General features: G+C 66.9%; 23 protein-coding genes. 14 read left to right on the top strand and 9 right to left on the bottom strand.

Going from position 1 to position 18,416, the window contains the following annotated elements:
- Positions 1–3: 3 nt before the first annotated feature.
- From soxX to Q0Q48_RS01585, 6 genes are all read left to right on the top strand, one after another.
- Entirely contained in the window at positions 4–438 is a 435-nt protein-coding gene (gene soxX, locus Q0Q48_RS01610) for a sulfur oxidation c-type cytochrome SoxX (protein WP_295132861.1), read from the top strand.
- Positions 439–882, top strand: coding sequence for a SoxY-related AACIE arm protein (locus Q0Q48_RS01605; RefSeq protein ID WP_295132858.1), 444 nt, complete (start codon positions 439–441; stop codon positions 880–882).
- A complete protein-coding gene (gene soxZ / locus Q0Q48_RS01600; protein ID WP_295132855.1) occupies positions 882–1,202 on the top strand; it encodes a thiosulfate oxidation carrier complex protein SoxZ in 321 nt (106 codons plus the stop codon). Before Q0Q48_RS01605 ends, soxZ begins: the two co-directional genes overlap by 1 nt.
- Positions 1,199–1,975, top strand: coding sequence for a sulfur oxidation c-type cytochrome SoxA (gene soxA / locus Q0Q48_RS01595; RefSeq protein WP_295132852.1), 777 nt, complete (start codon positions 1,199–1,201; stop codon positions 1,973–1,975). The genes soxZ and soxA overlap by 4 nt, the downstream gene beginning before the upstream one ends.
- A 124-nt stretch (positions 1,976–2,099) precedes the next feature.
- Entirely contained in the window at positions 2,100–2,372 is a 273-nt protein-coding gene (locus tag Q0Q48_RS01590; RefSeq protein ID WP_295132850.1) for a hypothetical protein, read from the top strand.
- Positions 2,373–2,404: 32 nt separating this feature from the next.
- Positions 2,405–2,884, top strand: coding sequence for an Lrp/AsnC family transcriptional regulator (locus Q0Q48_RS01585; RefSeq protein WP_295132847.1), 480 nt, complete (start codon positions 2,405–2,407; stop codon positions 2,882–2,884).
- Here Q0Q48_RS01585 and Q0Q48_RS01580 read toward each other — a convergent pair.
- Genes Q0Q48_RS01580 through Q0Q48_RS01565 form a run of 4 tightly spaced genes read right to left on the bottom strand, consistent with a single transcriptional unit; the run spans position 2,862 to position 5,246 of the window.
- On the bottom strand, positions 2,862–3,311 hold the full coding sequence (locus Q0Q48_RS01580; RefSeq protein ID WP_295132843.1) for a DoxX family protein: 450 nt from the start codon (positions 3,309–3,311) through the stop codon (positions 2,862–2,864). The two genes, Q0Q48_RS01585 and Q0Q48_RS01580, sit on opposite strands and share 23 nt — an antisense overlap.
- 11 nt (positions 3,312–3,322) lie before the next feature.
- The gene (locus Q0Q48_RS01575; protein WP_295132840.1) at positions 3,323–4,105 is read right to left on the bottom strand and encodes a DNA-binding domain-containing protein; all 783 of its coding nucleotides are present in this window, start codon (positions 4,103–4,105) and stop codon (positions 3,323–3,325) included.
- Positions 4,089–4,943, bottom strand: a complete 855-nt coding sequence (locus tag Q0Q48_RS01570) for a DUF692 domain-containing protein (protein WP_295132837.1) — start codon at positions 4,941–4,943, stop codon at positions 4,089–4,091. The genes Q0Q48_RS01575 and Q0Q48_RS01570 overlap by 17 nt, the downstream gene beginning before the upstream one ends.
- A gap of 12 nt (positions 4,944–4,955) precedes the next feature.
- On the bottom strand, positions 4,956–5,246 hold the full coding sequence (locus Q0Q48_RS01565; RefSeq protein ID WP_295132830.1) for a DUF2282 domain-containing protein: 291 nt from the start codon (positions 5,244–5,246) through the stop codon (positions 4,956–4,958).
- Positions 5,247–5,401: 155 nt separating this feature from the next.
- Here Q0Q48_RS01565 and Q0Q48_RS01560 point away from each other — a divergent pair, with 155 nt between their 5' ends.
- Together Q0Q48_RS01560 and Q0Q48_RS01555 are read left to right on the top strand one after the other, a co-directional pair.
- Complete coding sequence (locus Q0Q48_RS01560; protein ID WP_295132827.1) at positions 5,402–5,950, top strand: sigma-70 family RNA polymerase sigma factor; 549 nt, start codon at positions 5,402–5,404, stop codon at positions 5,948–5,950.
- A complete protein-coding gene (locus Q0Q48_RS01555; protein WP_295132825.1) occupies positions 5,947–6,582 on the top strand; it encodes an NrsF family protein in 636 nt (211 codons plus the stop codon). Before Q0Q48_RS01560 ends, Q0Q48_RS01555 begins: the two co-directional genes overlap by 4 nt.
- On the opposite strand, the gene Q0Q48_RS01550 is transcribed toward Q0Q48_RS01555, so the two are convergent.
- Positions 6,506–7,477 (bottom strand): LysR substrate-binding domain-containing protein, encoded by a 972-nt coding sequence (locus tag Q0Q48_RS01550; protein ID WP_295132822.1) that lies wholly within the window; start codon positions 7,475–7,477, stop codon positions 6,506–6,508. The genes Q0Q48_RS01555 and Q0Q48_RS01550 overlap by 77 nt on opposite strands.
- A gap of 91 nt (positions 7,478–7,568) precedes the next feature.
- Here Q0Q48_RS01550 and Q0Q48_RS01545 point away from each other — a divergent pair, with 91 nt between their 5' ends.
- The 4 genes from Q0Q48_RS01545 to Q0Q48_RS01530 all read left to right on the top strand — a co-directional run bounded on the left by Q0Q48_RS01545 (position 7,569) and on the right by Q0Q48_RS01530 (position 12,340).
- Entirely contained in the window at positions 7,569–8,309 is a 741-nt protein-coding gene (locus Q0Q48_RS01545) for a sulfite exporter TauE/SafE family protein (protein ID WP_295132820.1), read from the top strand.
- A gap of 67 nt (positions 8,310–8,376) precedes the next feature.
- On the top strand, positions 8,377–9,174 hold the full coding sequence (locus Q0Q48_RS01540; protein ID WP_295132817.1) for a class II aldolase/adducin family protein: 798 nt from the start codon (positions 8,377–8,379) through the stop codon (positions 9,172–9,174).
- Entirely contained in the window at positions 9,175–11,022 is a 1,848-nt protein-coding gene (locus Q0Q48_RS01535) for an ABC transporter ATP-binding protein/permease (RefSeq protein ID WP_295132814.1), read from the top strand. It abuts the gene before it with no gap.
- 49 nt (positions 11,023–11,071) lie between these two features.
- The gene (locus Q0Q48_RS01530; RefSeq protein ID WP_295132811.1) at positions 11,072–12,340 is read left to right on the top strand and encodes a hypothetical protein; all 1,269 of its coding nucleotides are present in this window, start codon (positions 11,072–11,074) and stop codon (positions 12,338–12,340) included.
- A gap of 124 nt (positions 12,341–12,464) precedes the next feature.
- On the opposite strand, the gene Q0Q48_RS01525 is transcribed toward Q0Q48_RS01530, so the two are convergent.
- Entirely contained in the window at positions 12,465–12,944 is a 480-nt protein-coding gene (locus Q0Q48_RS01525) for a DUF3237 domain-containing protein (RefSeq protein ID WP_295132808.1), read from the bottom strand.
- 1 nt (position 12,945) lies between these two features.
- Complete coding sequence (locus Q0Q48_RS01520) at positions 12,946–14,109, bottom strand: acyl-CoA dehydrogenase family protein (RefSeq protein WP_295132805.1); 1,164 nt, start codon at positions 14,107–14,109, stop codon at positions 12,946–12,948.
- Positions 14,110–14,162: 53 nt separating this feature from the next.
- On the opposite strand from Q0Q48_RS01520, the gene Q0Q48_RS01515 reads away from it, so the two are divergent.
- Both Q0Q48_RS01515 and Q0Q48_RS01510 read left to right on the top strand, forming a co-directional pair.
- A complete protein-coding gene (locus tag Q0Q48_RS01515) occupies positions 14,163–15,140 on the top strand; it encodes a tripartite tricarboxylate transporter substrate binding protein (RefSeq protein WP_295132802.1) in 978 nt (325 codons plus the stop codon).
- A 26-nt stretch (positions 15,141–15,166) separates the two neighbouring features.
- A complete protein-coding gene (locus tag Q0Q48_RS01510; protein ID WP_295132798.1) occupies positions 15,167–16,192 on the top strand; it encodes an amino acid ABC transporter substrate-binding protein in 1,026 nt (341 codons plus the stop codon).
- Positions 16,193–16,204: 12 nt separating this feature from the next.
- Here Q0Q48_RS01510 and Q0Q48_RS01505 read toward each other — a convergent pair whose 3' ends face one another.
- Both Q0Q48_RS01505 and Q0Q48_RS01500 read right to left on the bottom strand, forming a co-directional pair.
- The gene (locus tag Q0Q48_RS01505; protein ID WP_295132795.1) at positions 16,205–16,816 is read right to left on the bottom strand and encodes a GyrI-like domain-containing protein; all 612 of its coding nucleotides are present in this window, start codon (positions 16,814–16,816) and stop codon (positions 16,205–16,207) included.
- On the bottom strand, positions 16,813–18,408 hold the full coding sequence (locus Q0Q48_RS01500) for a GMC family oxidoreductase N-terminal domain-containing protein (protein ID WP_295132792.1): 1,596 nt from the start codon (positions 18,406–18,408) through the stop codon (positions 16,813–16,815). The genes Q0Q48_RS01505 and Q0Q48_RS01500 overlap by 4 nt, the downstream gene beginning before the upstream one ends.
- Positions 18,409–18,416 lie beyond the last annotated feature (8 nt).

The raw sequence follows: 18,416 nt of genomic DNA, 5'->3' as shown, positions 1-18,416 counted from the left end.
ACGATGCGGAAGGTCGCCGTCCTCGCTTTCGCGCTCGCCGCCTGGCCCGCAGCGGCCCAACAGGCGACGCCGCAGATCGTCGACGATTCGATTCCCCGCTCGCTCACCGGTCGGCCGGGCGACCCGTCGCGGGGAAGGGCGATCGTCGCCAACCGCAGCGTCGGCCTCTGCCTGCTCTGTCATTCGGGGCCGATCTCCGAGGAGCGCTTCCAGGGCAACCTGGCGCCCAGTCTCGCCGGCGCGGGGTCGCGCTGGTCGGAGGGGCAGCTTCGCCTGCGCATCGTCGACGGGTCGCGTCTCAATGCCGACACGATCATGCCGGCCTATTATCGTACCGGTGGCCTGCAGCGGGTTGCCCGCAACTTCGAGGGCAGGCCGATCCTGTCGGCCGAACAGGTCGAGGATGTCGTGGCCTATCTCGTCACGTTGAAGGATTGAATGGACCGACGTCACTTTCTTGCCGGCACGGCCGCCGTTGTCGTTCTGCCGCTCGCGCCTGCGGCGGCGACGCCCGACGCCATGGCCGAGGCGATCCGGAAGGTGATCGGCATGGCGACGCCGATCGAAGGCCGCGTGAAGCTCGACGTGCCGCCGCTGGTCGAGAACGGCAGCACCGTGCCGCTCACCGTATCGGTCGAGAGCCCGATGACCGCCGACGACCACGTCAAGGCGATCCATGTCTTCAACGAGAAGAACCCGCAGCCCAACGTCTTTTCCGCGCGACTCGGGCCGCAGAACGGCAGGGCCGTCATCGGCACGCGCATCAAGCTGGGCGACAGCCAGCGGATCATCGCCATCGCCGAGACCAGCGACGGCAAATTCTGGAGCGCCGGCGCCGACGTGATCGTGACCCTGGCCGCCTGCCTCGAGGAGGCGACCTGATGTCGAACATCCTGGTGAACGCCCCGAAGACCGCGAGGCGTGGCGACGTCATCGAGATCAAGGCGCTGATCCTGCACCCGATGGAGACGGGCTTCCGGCCCGGTCCCAACGGCCGCATCATTCCGCGCAACATCATCGAGCGCTTCACCGCGACCTGGAATGGCGCGGAGATCTTCGCGTTGGATATGTCGCCCGCGATCGCCGCCAATCCATTCGTCTCCTTCTTCTCCCGGGCAAACGAGAGCGGCACCGTGATCCTGCGCTGGACCGGCGACGAGGGCTTCGCCGCCGAGCATCGGGTCGATATCGCCGTCGAATGAGCAGGTGGCTGCTCGTCGTTGGTCTCGGGCTGGTGTTCGCGGCCTCCTATGCGGCCGCGCAAGTTGGCGCGGACAAACGTCGCTCCGGCTACCAGGACATGGGCGAGGCCCTGCAGAAGATGCAGGACGACGACACCGCCAATCCCGGCATGCTGTTCGTCCAGCTCGGCGGCCAGCTCTGGGCGAAGCCCGTTGGCGCCGCCGACAAATCCTGTGCGGACTGCCACGGCGCCGCCGCCGCCAGCATGAAGGGCGTGGCCACGCGCTACCCCGCGATCCCGCAAGGCGGCGACCGTCCGGTCGATCTCGAGGGCCGCATCAATCTCTGCCGCGCCGAGCATCAGAAAGCCGACCGGCTGCCGCCCGAGAACCGTGACTTGCTGGCGCTCACCGCCTATGTCGCGCACCAGTCGCGCGACATGCCGATCACGCCACCCTACGACCACCGCCTCGACTCTTTCCGCCAGCAGGGCGCGGAGATCTATCGCCGCCGCCAGGGCCAGCTCAACCTCTCCTGCGCGATCTGCCACGACGACAATGCTGGCAAGAAGCTGGCGGGCGTTGTCATCCCGGAGGCGCATCCGACAGGCTATCCGATCTATCGCCTGGAATGGCAGGCGCTGGGCTCACTGAAGCGGCGACTGCGCAATTGCCTGGTCGGCATTCGGGCCGAAGCCTGGCCGCTCGATGCGTCCGAGTATGTCGCCCTGGAACTTTTCCTGATGGATCGGGCGAAGGGCCTGAAGCTGGAGACGCCCGCGGTCCGGCCTTGAGCGGGGCCGCAGGAGAAGAAATTCTCCCAAGGGTGTGAGCCGGAGCGATTCCTGCCGTTGTCGCCGCCGGATTCGACCGCGCGTTTCATTGCTGCAGGAGCGAACGCACCCGTACAGTTCGCCCATGCTCAGCCTTGCCAGCACCCTCGTCGCCCGGGCGGCCCGCCTGTTCCAGACGGCCTATGAAGAGCCCGCTCTCTGGACGGTCTCCGCAGATGGGCAAGTCGTCGGATCGCTGGTCTGCGAGGCGGGCATTTGGCGTCTTTCATGGTTCAAGGACGCCCCGCCGAGGCTGGTGAGCTATGCAGGGCGGGTCGATGGCGACGTCGAGGCACTCGCTATCGTTCTCACCGAGCGCCTGGGCGTTCCGGTGCGCCTGGAGTCGCTTCCGGTCTAGACTGGCCGCCCCGCGTTGACGGATTGATGAACATGGATGCCATCGACAAGAAGATCGTGGCGCTCCTCCAGGAGGATGCGAGCCTTTCGCTGGCGCAGATCGCCCATCGGGTCGGTCTTTCGCAAAGCCCCTGCTGGAAGCGCATCCAGCGGCTGGAGAAGTCCGGCGTCATCCTGAAGCGGGTGGCGCTGATCTCGCCCGAGGCGATCGGCATGGGGCTCACCGTGTTCGTGTCGATCGAGACCGGCGACCATTCCTCGGCCTGGCTCTCGAAGTTCGCGAGCACCGTCACGGCCATGCCCGAGGTGATGGAGTTCCATCGCATGGCCGGCGACATCGACTACATGCTGAGGGTCGCGGTTCCCGACATGCAGGCCTACGATCTGTTCTACAAGAAGCTGATCGACACGATGCCGCTCAAGAACGTGACCTCGCGCTTCTCGATGGAGAGGGTGAAGTCGACGACCGCCTATCCGATCGTCTCAGATCTCAAGCCCGTCCGTAAGCGGTAGGCATCGCGCGCGCGAAGAGGAGGCGGTCGAGGGCGAACTGGCCCGGCCCGAACTTGGCGAGATAGAGAAGGGCCACCGCCCAGACGCCGTGCGTGTCGAAGGCGTTGGGATAGACGAAGATCTCGATCACCAGGGTCATGCCCAGCAGGGCGAGCGCCGCCGGCCGTGTGAACAGGCCGAGGAAGAGCAGGATCGGCAGGCTGAGTTCCGCTCCGGTCGCCATGTAGGACGCAAGCTCAGGCGGGAGGAGCGGCAGCATATACTCTTCGCGAAACAGCGCGAGCGTCGTGCCGTCGGCCCAGCCGTCGAGCTTCAGCAGGCCCGAGCGCAGGAAGATCGTGCCGACGGACAGGCGCGCGAGGAGGGCCAGTAGTTCGTGCGGGATGCGGGCCAGCAGCGAGTCGAGACGCGAGAGCAGGGCGATCATCGGGATGTTCCTCAGGACAGGGTGGTGATGGCGCCGGCACCGAACAGCGTCGACAGCGTCGTTGCGAGATCGAAATCTGCATGGGCTCGAGATGCTGCCTCGGTGGCGGCGCCCAGTGCTTGCTCATGCGCCAGTTCGGCCACGAGCCGGTCCGCGCCCTGGGGCAATCGATGGACGAAGACCTCCAGGTGCGGTCGCGTCACCAGCGCCGTCTCGCCCGTCCAATCGGCCGCCGGAGGCTGAGGTGTCTCGTCATGCGTGTTGGTGGTCCAGATCGAGACGATGGGCCAAGGCGAGGCGATGACGGCCATAGCGGGATGCAGGCCGAGTTGCGCGGAGCCGAGCATTTCCGGAGGCAGCTCCGTGAGCAGGCCGATGTCGGCCGGACTGGCATCGGCGCTGTGGAATGCGACGAGGCGCGCCCATTCCAGCCGCGCGATATCGGGCAGGTAGGGCAGGTCCGCGGTGGGATCGAATCCCTCCAGAAAGTTCGCAAAGTTGGCGCCGTACTCGGCGAGGACGGGTGAGCGCGGCGGATGCCGCTCGATGAAGACGAGGGCCATGGCCGTGAAGAGCTCCTTGCCGACAAGGCGTTCCACGACCGGAAACCGTGCCGCGAGGGCGGCGGCCAGACTGGCCTTCACGTTGTTGCGGTAGATGCCGAACCTTCGCTCTCGTGTGGGCCCCAGGTCTCTTCGGATGCCGTCGGGTACCGACAAGGGGGCTTGAAGCACGGCCTGACCGAAGCGGTGCTGCAGGTCGGCGATACCGGTTCCGTCAGGCTGCGCGAGCATCGAAGTCTCCGGTCGCCTGCAGCACGGATTGAGCCTGCCGGACTTCGCCCTCGAGGTCCTGCCAGGCGGGCACCTCGGCATCCCATTCGATCAGCGTGGGGCGAGGGCCGTGGTGCGCAATCACCTCTCGAAAGAGACGCCAGACCTCCAAAGAGATGGTCCGGTCGTGCGTGTCGACGAACAACGTCTCGCCATCCCTCTCCAGCACGGCATGACCGGCGAGATGGATTTCGGCGACATGTTCGTGCGGGAAGCTCGCAAGATAGGTGCGGGCGTCGAAATCGTGATTGGCCGCGGAAACGACGACGTTGTTGATGTCGAGCAGCAAGCCGCAGCCGCTGCGCCTGGCGAGCGCATGCAGGAACTCCGTCTCCGGCATTTCTTCCCCGTCGAAGCGCAGATAGGTCGAGGGATTCTCGATCAGGATGCGTCTTCCGAGTGCCGTCTGCACTTCGTCGACATGGCGCGCCACCAGCGACAACGTGGCCTCGGTATAGGGCAGGGGCAGCAGATCGTTGAGGAAGATCCCGTCATGCGTCGACCAGGCGAGATGCTCCGACACGATGAAGGGCTGGTAGCGGTCCACCACCGCCTTCAGCCGGGCGAGATGGCCCGGCGCCATGCCATCGGCCGATCCGATCGACAGGCCCACGCCATGGACCGACAGCGGATAGAGCGCCCGTATGCGCTCCAGGAAGTGATGCGGCGGACCGCCAGCCCCCATGTAGTTCTCGGCATGCACCTCGAACCAGCCGACATCGGGCCGGGCGTCGAGAATATGCCGCTGGTGCTCGGGCTTCAGCCCGGCACCGGCACGAGGCAGGCGGTCCACCGTCACGGCGCGTCTTCCTTACATCGCGGTGAGCGTGCCCTTGCGCTTCTTGCCGTCCTTGAGGGTCACTTCCATGGTCACGCAGGATCCCTTGGCGACGGACTTCCAGGCCTTGGTGTCGTAGTCGACCTTGGACTGGCCGGCGCAGGAATTGTTGCCGGTCGCGGCGCAGTCGTTCTTGCCCGCCATCGAGATGCCGTAGCACTTCTCCTTGTCGGTGTTGGCGGTCTGGGCGTTGGCGCCGGACGACATCAGGGCGGCGGCGGCAACGGCGGCCGCGAGGGTGGCGGTGGTGGTACGATTGATCATGGACAGATCCTCCAGGGCTCTCGAGCCAATCTCGGCTCGCAAAGGATCATTCGGGTGCGCGAGGGTCGGCGTTACAGGCCGCCGCATTTCTTTTTCGCGCAAAGCGCCTGTAATGTTCGGGCCCTTCAACACGAACACGTGAAGGGTGAGTTCTGTTGTCCGATCCGGAAGATCTCGCCGTGCTCATGCGGGCAGCCCGGAAGGGGGATGACGAGGCGTATCGGCGCCTGCTGCTCCTCGTCGCTTCGTGGCTGCGTGCGGTAGCGTCGCGCGGCCTCGCGGCGGCCGGCCGTCCGAATGCGGATTGCGAGGACATCGTCCAGGAGACTTTGCTGGCCATGCATCTGAAGCGCGACACCTGGGACGAGACCCAGCCCTTGCAGCCCTGGCTTCGTGCCATCGCGCGCCACAAGCTGGTCGACCATCTGCGCCGCCGCGGCTTCACCGATCACGTCGATATCGACGATCATTCCGAAACACTCGCCGCGCCCGCAACCGCAGAGGAAGGAAGCGCCTTCGATGCCCGGCAGATGTTGGCCAGCCTGCCCGAGCGCCAGCGCCGGATCGTGGAAGGGATATCCATCGAGGGGCAGAGCGCGCGGGACGTCGGGTCGAGGATGGGCATGAGCGAAGGCGCCGTCCGGGTGACGCTTCATCGTGCCCTTCGCGCGCTGGCCGATGCCTATCGCAAGGACAGGACATGAAGACCGAGCAGCTCGTAGCATCCCTGGTCGCCGACCGCGCCGGGTCGGCGAAGCCGCTCGGACGTTCCGTGGGCCGGGCCGTCCTGGCGGGCGCGTTGGTGTCGCTCATGATCTTCGCGATCGAGTTCGGGCCGCGCGTCGATCTGTCGGCGGCCTTTGCGACCTGGCGCTTCGATCTCAAGCTCGTCCTGGTGCTGGCGGCCCTTGTGGCCGCCGCCGCTGCCTGCGTTGCGATGGCACGGCCGGTGACCACCGTGCGATGGCAGTGGGCCGTGCTGCCGGTTCTCCTCCTCTCGGCGGCGGCGCTCGGGACGGAACTCGCCGTCCTGCCGGCTGACACTTGGGGGGCGCGCCTGGTCGGCAGCAATGCGCTCGTGTGTCTGACCGCCATCCCGCTCTTTGCACTCGCGCCTCTGGCAGCGCTGCTCTTGGTGCTGCGCCGAGCCGCGCCGGCCTCTCCGGCGCTTGCCGGCGCGGCCGCCGGCGCGTTGGCCGCCGCGGCCGCCGCCGCGATCTATGCCTTCCACTGCTTCGACGACTCGCCGCTGTTCGTCCTCACCTGGTATCCGCTGGCGGCGATCCCCGTCGCTGTCGTGGGCGCTGCCGTCGGGCGCCGCCTGTTGCGCTGGTAACGGGCCTTTCGCCCGCCTCCCGCAGTGACTCGAAAAGCCGACGCGCCGGTCGCGGAAGACGCCGCGCGTCGCGCACATAGAGGGCGAGCTCGCGCATCGACCAGGCCTCCGTGAGGCGCAACATGGCGAGCGGCAGGGCACGACGGTGGCGCCGGGCGGTCGCCTCCGGAACGATTCCGACGCCGCCGCCCGCCGCCACCATGGCGCAGACGGTGTCGAGGCTGTTGACCCGCACGCGCAGCCGCAGCGCGCGGCCGAGGCGGGCGGCCTGCATGGCGAGATGTTCGTCGAGCGCGGTGCCGCGCGGCAGGCCGACGAAGTCGAGGTCGAGCAGTTCGGCAAAGCCGGTCTGTCGCTTGCTCGCCAGCCGATGGCCGGCCGGCACCGCCAGCACCAGCCGGTCGGTCCGGAAGGGATGGCTTTCCAGTCCCGGCACCAGCGCGGCCTGCGATCCGATACCGATATCGGCATCGCCCGCGGCGATGGCGGCGCCGATCGCCGGGCTCTCGCGGTCCTCGAGATCGATGTCGATCGTCGGGTTGGCGGCGAGAAAGGTCGCCAGCAGCGCCGGCAGGTGCTCCGACAGAGCCGACGTATTGGCGAGGATGCGGACGCTGCCCTTCAGGCCGCGCGAATAGGCGCCGAGATCGCCGCGCATCGTTTCCACCTGCTGCAGCACTATGCGGGCATGGTCGAGCAGGCTGCGGCCCGCGTCGGTCGGCTCGACGCCTCGCCTTCCGCGCTTCAGCAGTGGAACGCCGAGCTCATCTTCCATGCCGCGGATACGCGCACTGGCCGACGCGAGCGCCAGGTGCGCCCGTTCGGCACCATGCGTGATGCTCCCGGTTTGCGTCACATGCAGGAAGAGCCGCAGGTCGGTGAAGTCGAAGCGCAAGGAACAACTCCGTCAGCCTTCGTTCAGTCCGAAGGCATACTCCGTAATCTCCACATTGCGAAGCATCCGGGGTGCGGACGAGGGTGGGGGCATGGCGCTTTCGATCCTGACCTTCGTCCTCTCAGTCTTCCTTCTGGCCGGCTTCGCCAAGGGTGTCATCGGACTGGGGCTTCCCACGATCTCGATGGGCCTGTTGGCTGTGGTCCTGTCGCCTGTCGAGTCGGCGGCGCTGCTGATCCTGCCGTCGCTGGTCACCAATGTCTGGCAGATGATGGACGGGCCGCATCTCGGGGCTCTCCTGCGCAGGCTGTGGCCCTTGAACGTCGGAGTCTGCCTTGGGACGTGGGCGGGCACGGCCTTCCTGTCGGGGCTGGGCGGGCCGTACGGCGGCCCCACGCTCGGCATCGCGCTCATGGTCTATGCCGTCTCCGGACTGGCCGCACTCAAGCTGGCCGTGCCGGCCAATGCCGAACGCTGGATGGGCCCGTTCGCCGGGGCGAGCACGGGCGCGATCACGGCCGCCACGGGAGTCTTTGTGCTTCCCGCGGTGCCCTATCTCCAGGCGATCGGCCTCACCAAGGATGAACTGGTGCAGGCGCTGGGCCTGTCCTTCACCGTCTCGACCCTGGCGCTGGCCGTGACTCTGGCGGGCAGCGCCAGCCTGACGATGGGCCTGGCCTGGCCAGCCATCGCCGGCGTCGCGGTGGCTCTTGGGGGCATGCGGCTGGGACAGGCGGTGCGCGCCCGCCTGTCGCCCCGGACCTTCAGGTTGTGGTTCTTCGCCGGCCTTCTGGCACTCGGCGCCTATCTCGCAGCGCGCGGGCTCGCCTGAGCCGTCGATGGACGATCGGGGAGGGCGGGGCTAGCTTCCGGAACCGTTTTCATCCTGGAGCGTTTCCATGGCCGTGCACGCCCTCAAGACTTCAAAGGTTGCCAATCTCCGGTCGAACGTCTCGCCGGAAGAGTGGCAGGCCCGTGTCGACCTGGCCGCCTGCTACAGGTTGATCGACCTGTACGGCATGTCGGACCTGATCGCGAACCACATCTCGGTGCGCGTGCCCGGCGAGCCAGACGCCTTCCTGATCAATGCCTACGGCCTGCTCTACGAAGAGATCACCGCGTCAAGCCTGCTGAAGATCGACCACGAGGGCAATATCCTGGCGAAGCCGGAGTTCAACGGTGGCCTGGAGTACGGCGTCAACCGCGCCGGCTTCGTGATTCACAGCGCCATCCACATGGCCAAGCCCGACGTCGCCTGCGTGATCCACACACATACCTGGCCGGGCATGGCGGTCTCGACCATGGAATGCGGCCTGCTGCCCAATACGCAGACCTCGATGCGCTTCGCCAAGATCAGCTACCACGACTTCGATGGCGTCGTGCTCGACCTGGCGGCCCGCGAGGCGCTGGTGAAGAGCCTGGGCGACAACAACGCCATGATCCTGCGCAACCACGGTCTGCTGACGACCGGCGCGACGATTCCCGAGGCCTTCAACGCCATGCACCGGCTGGAGCTGAGCTGCAAGACGCAGCTCGCAGCCATGTCGTGCAACACCAAGCTGATCGACGTCCCGGCCGACGTGGTCGAGGCGACCTACATGAATTACCAGCCGAAGACCCGGCGGCCGTTCGGCCTGCTGGACTGGCCGGCTCTCCTGCGGAAGCTCGACCGGATCGATCCGGGCTTCCGCGACTGATTGGATACACCGCACAGCTCCATACGCGCCTTCGCCGCCGTCGCCAGTGGATACTGGACGGCGCCGGGGTATCGTGCCGTCGCCTGGATGCTCACCGGCGGCCTGGTCGTGCTCGGTGTCGCCAATGTCGGCATCGCGCTTTGGCTGAACATCTGGAACAGGGACTTCTTCAACGCCCTCGACAAGCGTGACGTCGAGGAGCTGATGAAGCTCCTCTGGGTGCTGGCCGCGATCGTCCTATCGGCGGGCGTCGCGGTGGCGATCCAGCTCCACATCAAGCGCCGTCTGCAGATCAACTGGCGCTCCTGGTTGTCGCACGTCACGGTGTTGCGCTGGCTGAGCGGCGGCCGCCAGTACCAGCTCGGCATGCTGGCCGACGAGGTCGACAATCCCGACGGCCGCATTGCCGAGGACATCCGCATCTCGACCGAACTCGCCGTCGAGTTCGCGCAGAGCATCCTGCAATGCGTGCTGCAGCTCTTCACTTTCCTCAGCGTGCTGTGGATCCTGTCGGGCACGCTGCCGATCAGCCTGTTCGGGGTCGAGCTCAACCTGCCGGGCTACATGGTATGGGCGGCGGTGGCCTATGCCCTGATCGGCTCGACGCTGACCTATTTCCTGGGCCGCGGCCTGATCCATGCAGGCAACGTACGGCAGAGCCGCGAGGCCGATTTCCGCTCGGGCCTGACGCGGGCCCGCGAACATGCCGAGGGTATCGCCCTGATGCGCGGAGAGGACGACGAACGCGACCGGCTGCGCGGCTCGCTCGTCGACCTCAAGTCCGCCTGGAACGTCCAGACTCGCGGCCAGGGCAATCTCTCGCTGCTCACGAGCTCTCTGGCCTATCTCGCGCCGATCGTGCCGCTGATCGTCGCCCTGCCACGCTATCTCGGCGGGGACATCGCGCTCGGCGGCCTGATGCAGACGGCGCAAGCCTTCTCCAGCGTGCAGTGGGCACTGTCCTGGCTGATCGACAATTTCCCGAAGTTCGCCGAATGGCGTGCCTCGACCGACAGGGTCGTGCATCTGCACATGGCGCTGACCGACCTCGAGGAAAGCAGCGAGGCGCCCGATGAGGCGCGCATCGTCGTGCATCCGGCGGGAGAGTCCGACAAGCTGGTCATGCGTGACCTCGGCGTGGCCCGTCCCAGCGGCGAAATGCTGGTGGCGGAAGCGGAGGTCGAGATCGTACGCCCCGAGCGCGTGCTGATCCGCGGCAAGTCGGGCAGCGGCAAGAGCACGATCATGCGGGCGGTGGCGGGCGTATGGCCATGGGGGCGCGGCGCCATCCACCTGCCGACCGGCACCATCACCTTCATGCCGCAGAAGCCCTATTTCCCGCTGGGAACGTTGCGCGACGCGATGCTCTATCCGGCCGAGCCGGAGGAGGGCATCAGCGACGAGGTGCTGCAGGACATGCTGCACAAGGTCGGTCTCGACCATCTGCGCGACCGGCTCGACGAGACCGAGCGCTGGGACCACATCCTGTCCGGCGGCGAGCAGCAGCGCGTGGCCTTCGCACGCGTGCTGGTCCACAGGCCCGACTGGATATTCATGGACGAGGCCACCTCGGCGCTCGACGAGGCCGGGCAGGAGAACGTCATGAAGCTCCTGATCGAGGAGCTGCCGGAAACCTCGGTGGTCAGCATCGGCCACCGGCCGGGCCTCGAGGTCTTCCACACGCGCGAGCTGACGCTCGAGCCCGGTGCCGACGGCACCCGGCTCCGGGCCGACCCGGGCCAGCGGTCGCTGGGCGACCTCTACCGCAAGATGGCGGCGGCCAGCCGCTCGGCGCCGCGCGACCCCGGCTTCTGGGCGAAGGTCCGGGCCAATCTTCTGGGCCGCTGAACCTCGGTCTTTTGTGAGGCCTGGATCGGCGTGATATTCCCACGGACACATGATCCGCTGGCTGTCACATCACGTCGGGTTGGCGAAGCCCTACCGGTTCGAGCGGACGATCGCGATCCTCGTGTCGCTGTCCATGGCCGTGGTGGCGGGCGCGATCGTGTGGCGCTATGGGCTCGCCGCGGAACTGGCGCCGGACTCGCCGCGTGTGCGGTACTACGCCTATGTCGCGATCCTGCTCGGGCTCGGCACCGTATGCGCTCCCTGGCCGCGCATCACGATGGTGGTGCTGTCGCTTGCGGCGATCGAACTCGGCCTCGGCCTCGGTTCCGTCGCCCTGACGCGTCACGACCTGGCGAAGAGCGACCTGCTGCCGTCCGGCGGGCCGCGCGAAGTGATCCGGACCTGGCATCCTCTTCTGCAGGCTGCCAACGTGCCGACATCGGCCAATGCTTCCGGCAAGTACCACGTCGATTCGCAGGGATTGCGCGGCCGGGAACGGTCGTCCGCGGAACTGCGTGACAAGAACGTCGTCGCCGTCTTCGGGGGGGCGACGACCGAGGATCTGGCCGTTCGCGACGGCGAGACCTGGCCCGAGCGGCTCGAAGCTTTGCTGGGCGAGACCTTCGCCGTGCTGAACCACGGGGTGACGTCCAACAGCACGGCCCAGATCGTGATCCGCACGGCATTCTACCAGCCGGCCTACGGCACCCAGCCCGATTGTGCAGTCTACTTTGTCGGCGGAGGGGATGTCGCCAATGCCCACATCCGCAACCTCGATACCGGCTACGCGGACTATCAGACGCCGTTCTTGATCGACGCTTTGGAGGTGCGCCGCGTCGAACGCCTGCTTCCGGCGGTGTCGCCGCTGTTGCACCTTGTCGGCCGGCTGGCGGCCTTCGCCTTCGATACCGCCCGGGCGCCGAACCCGGACGGGCTGGCGAGCGGCGACCCCGATCCGGCGCTCGAGGCGATCTTCACGCGCAATGTCCGGACGATCTCGTCGATCAACCGTCAGCGCGGCATCGCCACCGTCTGGATCGGCGAGGTTTTCGATCACGCGTCGCTCGAAGGGGCGAGCTGGCGCGGCAGCCTGTGGGCGCCCTATGTGAGGATCGGCGACCTGCGGGCGCTGCTCGCACGGCTGACGGGCATCCTGCAGCGTGAAGCCGCGGCACTCGGCGACACCTACATCGCCATCGACGACAAGCAGTTCGAGCCCGCTGACTTCTGGGATGGCGAGCACTTCTCGCCGACCGGCTCTGCCAAGTTCGCGGCGCTGATCGCGCCTCGGGTGGCGGAGGTATGCCGCAAGAAATAGAGAAGACCCGTCATCTCGACCGGAGCCGAGCCCCTCGAGTACCTCGGGGTAAACTCCGCGAGGCGGAGCGGAGAGATCTTCTCTCTACAAAATGCCGGCTTGTGGCCGATTAAAGGTCTCTCGTTTACAGCACCTCGTGGAAACCGATCGCGATCCTGTCCGGGCCGCGGGTGGCGACGCCGACGAAGGTCGCGCGCTCCAGCCATTTGAGCGTCGGCTCCGATGTCTCGAAGCGCGGCGCCGTGCGGAAGTGGTAGCTGCCGGGCGGCAGCAGCTCGCCCTTCGACATGCGCTCCAGGACTTCCGGACCAGCGACGCGCAGTCCCTCGTTCTGGACGTAGATCAATGCGCCCGTCCTGCTGCGGATCGTGTAGCGCGCCACCACCTCGATCGTGCCGTCGGAGCGCACGATCTGCCAGTCGGCGCCGCCGGGCAGGATCTCGCCTTCGAGGCGCGGGCCCCGCACCTCGCCGCCCAGGATATCGATGATGCGGCGATGGCCGCGGGCCGTCTGGCCGAGATCCTGGACCGGCCCGACCTTCGCCTTGATGGAAAAGGCGAAGCGCAGCGACGGCGCGGTCTCGATGAAGGTGTCGACCTCCATGTCAGGCCTTCTGCTTGCCGAGCAGATGGTCGGAGATGATGCGCTGCTGGATCTCCGACGTGCCCTCGAAGATCTTGGTCAGGCGCGCATCGCGCCAGTAGCGCTCGACGGCATGAAGCGTGGTGTAGCCGGCGCCGCCGAACACCTGCAGCGCCTCGGAGGTGACCCGCTCGGCCATCTCGGAAGCGTGGAACTTCACCATCGCCGCTTCCTTGTCACAGCGCCGCTTCTGGTCGATCTCGTCGCAGACGAAATACATGAGCTGTCGCGACGCCTCGATTTCGGTGGCCATGCGGGCGAGGCGGAAGCGGGTGTTCTGGAAATCGCCGATCGCCTGGCCGAACTGGCGGCGCTCCTGCGCATAGGCGGTGGCGTCTTCCAGCGCGCCGCGGGCGAGGCCGATGGCGCGGGCCGCGGTATGGGCGCGGGCGCGCTCGAGCCCGGCAGAGATGTAATAGAAGGCACGGCCTTCCTCGCCGATCAGCGCCGAGCCGGGCAGCCGGCATTCGTCGAAGGCCAGTTCCCAGGTCTTCCAGCCGAAGTAACCGATCTTGGGAATCGGCGCGCCCTTCACGCCGGGCGGGAGCGTGCCCCGGGGCTTCTCGATCAGGAAGGAGGAGAGGCCGACATGCTTGCGCTTGGGGTCGGGGGCGTCGGAAGTGCGGGCCACCAGCATGATGTAGTCGGCGCCATCGGCGAAGGTGCACCAGTACTTGTTGCCGGTGACAACCCAGTCGTCGCCGTCCCTGCGCGCGCGGCAGGATATGCTGCCGAGATCGGACCCGACATTCGGCTCGGACATGGCCGCGGCGCCCAGAAATTCACCACGGGCGGCGCGAGGAAGGAACACGGCGCGCTGGGCCTCGGTCATGCCGCGGCCGGCGCTGAGGCCATTGCCGCGGGCGATGATCGAGGCCACGCTCATCCAGCCGCGCGCCAGCTCCTCGGTGATCAGGCAGTATTCGAAGACGCCGAGGCCCATGCCGCCATATTGTTCGGGGATGACGATGCCGAAATAGCCCATGTCGGCCAGCTTCTGAATCAGCTCCGGCGGGATGTCGCCCTTCTCCGGATCGAGCCTGTTCGCGACCGGCAGCACTTCCTTCATGACGAAGGCGCGCGCCGTCTCCTGGATCATGCGGCGCTCGTCAGTCATGTAACCCATGGATTTTCCCCGTTTCTTGCATGAGCATTGTATCGGACTTGGAGGACATCACAGTGCGCAGATTTCTGCTCGGCACCATGGCGCTTTTTCTCTGTGCGGCATCCGTCGCTTTTCCGGCGTCGGCACAGGACTGGCCGACCCGCCCCATCACCATCGTCATGGGCTTTCCGCCGGGCTCCGGCACCGATGTCGTCGCGCGCGTCCTGCAGCCGCTGCTCGACAAGGCACTCGGCCAGCGCATCGTAATCGATTACAAGGCGGGCGCTGGCGGCAACGTCGCGTCCGATTTCGTCGCGAAGGCCAAGCCCGACGGCTACACCTTCCTGCTGGGCACGGCCGGCACGCACGGCATCAATGCCGCCCTCTACAGCAAGCTTCCCTTCGACGTGGAGAAGGACTTCACGCCGATCTCGACCCTGGTCGACGTGTCGAACGTGCTGGCGATCAATCCCAAGGCGATCGACGCCAGGGACGTGAAGGACTTCATCGCCAAGGTGAAGGCGGCGCCCGGCAAGTACAACTATGCCTCGACCGGCAACGGCGCCGGCACGCACCTGGCCTTCGCCGAATTCACCGCCAAGGCCGGGCTCGACATGGTGCATGTGCCGTACAAGGGCTCCCCCGACGGCATCCAGTCGGTGCTGAACGGCGACACGTGCTGCATCTTCGCCCAGGTGCAGATCGCCATGCCGCAGGCGGCGGCGGGCAAGATGAAGCTGCTGGGCGTCTCGACCAAGACGCGCGTGCCGGCGATCCCCGACGTGCCGACGATCGACGAGGCGGGCCTGCCCGGCTTCGAGAGCTACACCTGGTTCGGTCTCTTCGGCCCGAAGGGTCTCGATCCCGCGATCGCACAGAAGATGAATCTGGCGATCAAGGCCGCGCTGGCCGATCCCGATGTCCAGAAGAAGCTGGTCGAACTCGGCAACACGCCGCGCTATGAAACGATCGATCAGTTCCAGGCCACGGTGAAGCGTGATCGCGCCAAGTGGGCCGAGGTCGTCAAGACTGTGGGCGCCAAGGTCGAGTGACCGGAGCGGCCAGGAGGGGCATTCCGATGAAGAAGTTGCTTTCGGCGATGGCGATCGGGGGGGCGATGCTCCTACCGGCGGGCCAGGCCATGGCCGGCAAGGACCTCGACGCCGTGAAGGCGCGTGGCCAGCTCATCTGCGGCGTGGCCGTCGGCGGTATCGCCGGCTTCATGGTGGTCGACAACCAGGGCAAGTGGACTGGCATGAATGTCGACATCTGCCGGGGTGTCTCCGCCGCCCTCTTCGGTGATTCCGAGAAGGTGAAGTACGTGCCCTTGTCGGGCCAGCAGCGCTTCACGGCGCTGCAGGCGGGCGAGGTCGACCTGCTGTCGAACAACTCGACCTGGACCCTGACGCGCGACACCGCGCTCGGCCTCGATTTCGTGGGCGTCACCTACTATGACGGCCAGGGCTTCATGGTACCGAAGAAGCTCGGCGTGAAGAGCGCCAAGGAACTGAACGGCGCCTCGATCTGCGTGCTGACCGGCAGCACGTCCGAACTCAACATCGCCGACTATTTCCGCACCAGCAAGATGAGCTTCAAGCCGGTGCTGTTCGAGGATCCCGACCAGAGCCGCAGCGCCTTCTTCAGCGGCCGCTGCGACGCCTATTCCGGCGATCAGGCGCGGCTCTACGCGACGCGCATCGCCAATGCCCCCAACCCCGACGACTATATCGTCCTGCCCGAGGTCATCTCGAAGGAGCCGCTGGGACCGGTCGTGCGCCACGGCGACAACCAGTTCGAGGACATCGTGCGCTGGACGCAGTTCGCGATGCTCGAGGCCGAGGAGTACGGCATCACCTCGAAGAACGTCGACGAGATGCTGAAGAGCGACAATCCCGCGATCAAGCGCATCCTCGGCGTCACGCCGGGCATGGGCAAGGCGCTCGGGGTCGACGAGAAGTGGGTCTACAACATCATCAAGCAGGTCGGTAACTACGGCGAGGTCTTCGATCGCAACGTCGGCGCGGGCTCGCTTCTCAAGATCCCGCGCGGCCAGAACGCGCTGTGGACCCAGGGCGGTCTCCAATACGCCCCGCCGATTCGCTGATCGCGAAAGGCGTCAGTGCGGCTTCACCGGCTGGCGCAGGATGGTCTTGAGCCTGGACGGTGCGGTCTTGCGCGGGTCGCTCAGGTAGATCTCATGATGAGGGCCGGCAAAGGTCAGGCCCTGCACCGGCATGATCTCATCGTGCAGGCGGGCGAGGGCGGGGCCTTCGTCGTCATAGTTGCCGACATGCAGGGTCTGCAGCGAGCGGCCTTCAGTGAGCGGTTCGAGCCTCAGGCTTGATGGCGCGTCGCCGAGCTTCCGTTTCGCCTTCTCGATGGCGGCTTCGAAGAACGGCGGCGTGATGAAGTCCGGCGCCATGATCATCATGGTCCAGCGCCAGCGATCCTTGCGCCGGGCCACGAAGTCCGCCGGCTCGTCGGCCCACCAGAGGCCTTCCAGCGGAGGCACGACATAGTCCTTGCCGATCCCCTTGGCGGCAAACTTCAGGGCGTAGCTTACCGGGTAGAGCCATTCGATGGCCTGCCGGTAGGCCGGCGACGTGTTGGGATCGCCTTGGCCGTCGATCTTCACGAAGCCGAGCTGCGGCACGTCGACCTCGACAAAGCGGCCGGCGGGCGCCGTGTAGAGCCCCGCCAGCGCCTTCCTGAAGTCGATCTTGATCAAGCGGCGGTATCCTCGCGGATCATCGCCGCGCCCTTCTCGCCGATCATGATGGTGGGGGCATTGGTGTTGCCGGTCGTGAGGGTCGGCATCACCGAGGCGTCGATCACCCGCAGCCCCTGGATGCCGTGCACGCGCAGGCGGGAATCGACGACGGCGCGCGGGTCCTCGCCCATCTTGCAGGTGCCGACCGGGTGATAGAGCGTGTTGCCGGCGCGGCGGGCGTAGGCCAGCAGGTCGGCATCGGTCTTCACGTCGGGGCCGGGCTGGATTTCGCCCTGGCTGTGCTGGGCGAGCGCCGGCGCCGCGAAGATGCGGCGCGTATGGCGGAAGCCCCCCAGCAGGGCCAGCTCGTCGGTGTGCGTGGTGAGATAGTTCGGCTTGATGTGCGGCCGGGCGAAGGGATCGGACGAGGCGGCCATGATGGTGCCGCGGCTGTCGGGCTTCACGACGCAGACGACGCAGCTCATGCCCGGCTGCTCGTCGAGCTGACCGAACTTCAGCGGATGCGTGCTGCCCGGGGTGAACAGGAGCTGCAGGTCGGGCGAGGCCAGGCCCTCGCGGCTGTCACAGAAGACCTGCGCCGTCGTCACGCCAAAGGTGAGGGCGCCGCGGCCGGTGAAGGCGAAGCGCAGGATCTCCGGCAATACGCGCGGGAAACGCGAGACCTCGTTGACCGTCTCGGCGCCTTTGACGCGATGCACGACGCGCACGACATAATGGTCGATCAGGTTCGATCCGACACCGGGCAGGTCGTGCACGACCGGGATGCCGAGCGACTGCAGGTGCGCTGCCGGCCCGATGCCCGAGATCTGAAGGATGTGTGGTGAGTTGACCGCGCCCCCGGAGACGATGACCTCGCGGTTGGCCCGCACCTCGGTGAGCTTGCCGCCGCGCTGGAAGGCGACGCCGACACAGCGCTTGCCCTCGAACATCAGTTTGCCGCTTTGGGCGTTCGTCTCGACCCGCAGGTTGGGGCGGCCGCGTGCTTCGCGGAGATAGGTCTGCGCCGTCGAGCCGCGCCAGCGGCCGCGCCGGGTCATCTGCGAGTAGCCGACCCCGTCGCGTGTCTTGCCGTTGAGGTCGGGATTGAACGGGAAGCCGGCCTGCTGGGCGCCTTCGACGAAGCGATGGGTGAGGGGCAGGATGGTGCGATAGTCCTCCACCTTGAGCGGGCCATCCTGGCCGCGCACCTCCTTGTCACCGCCCTGCACGTACTGCTCGGACTTCATGAAGAAGGGCAGCACGTCATCGTAGCTCCAGCCGCGGCAACCCATCTGCGCCCAGCCGTCGAAGTCGGCTGGCGCGCCGCGGACGTAGAGCATGCCGTTGATCGAGCTCGAGCCGCCCAGCGTGCGGCCGCGCGGCCATTCGATGCGCCGGTCACCCGAGCCCTTCTCCGGCTCGGTCGTATAGTTCCAGTTCACCAGCGGATTGCGGATCAGCGAGCGGATGCCGGCCGGGATGTGGATCATCGGGTGCCAGTCGCTGGGGCCCGCCTCCAGCAGGATCACCGAGGCGCCGGTCTCGCTGAGGCGCGCCGCGACCGTGCAGCCGGCCGATCCCGCGCCGACGACCACATAATCCGCCTGCATTTTTCTTC

Origin of the sequence: uncultured Reyranella sp., from assembly GCF_945957355.1 — a bacterium.
In the GTDB taxonomy this organism is placed as follows: domain Bacteria; phylum Pseudomonadota; class Alphaproteobacteria; order Reyranellales; family Reyranellaceae; genus Reyranella.
This window is presented reverse-complemented; position numbering and strand designations above follow the sequence as displayed.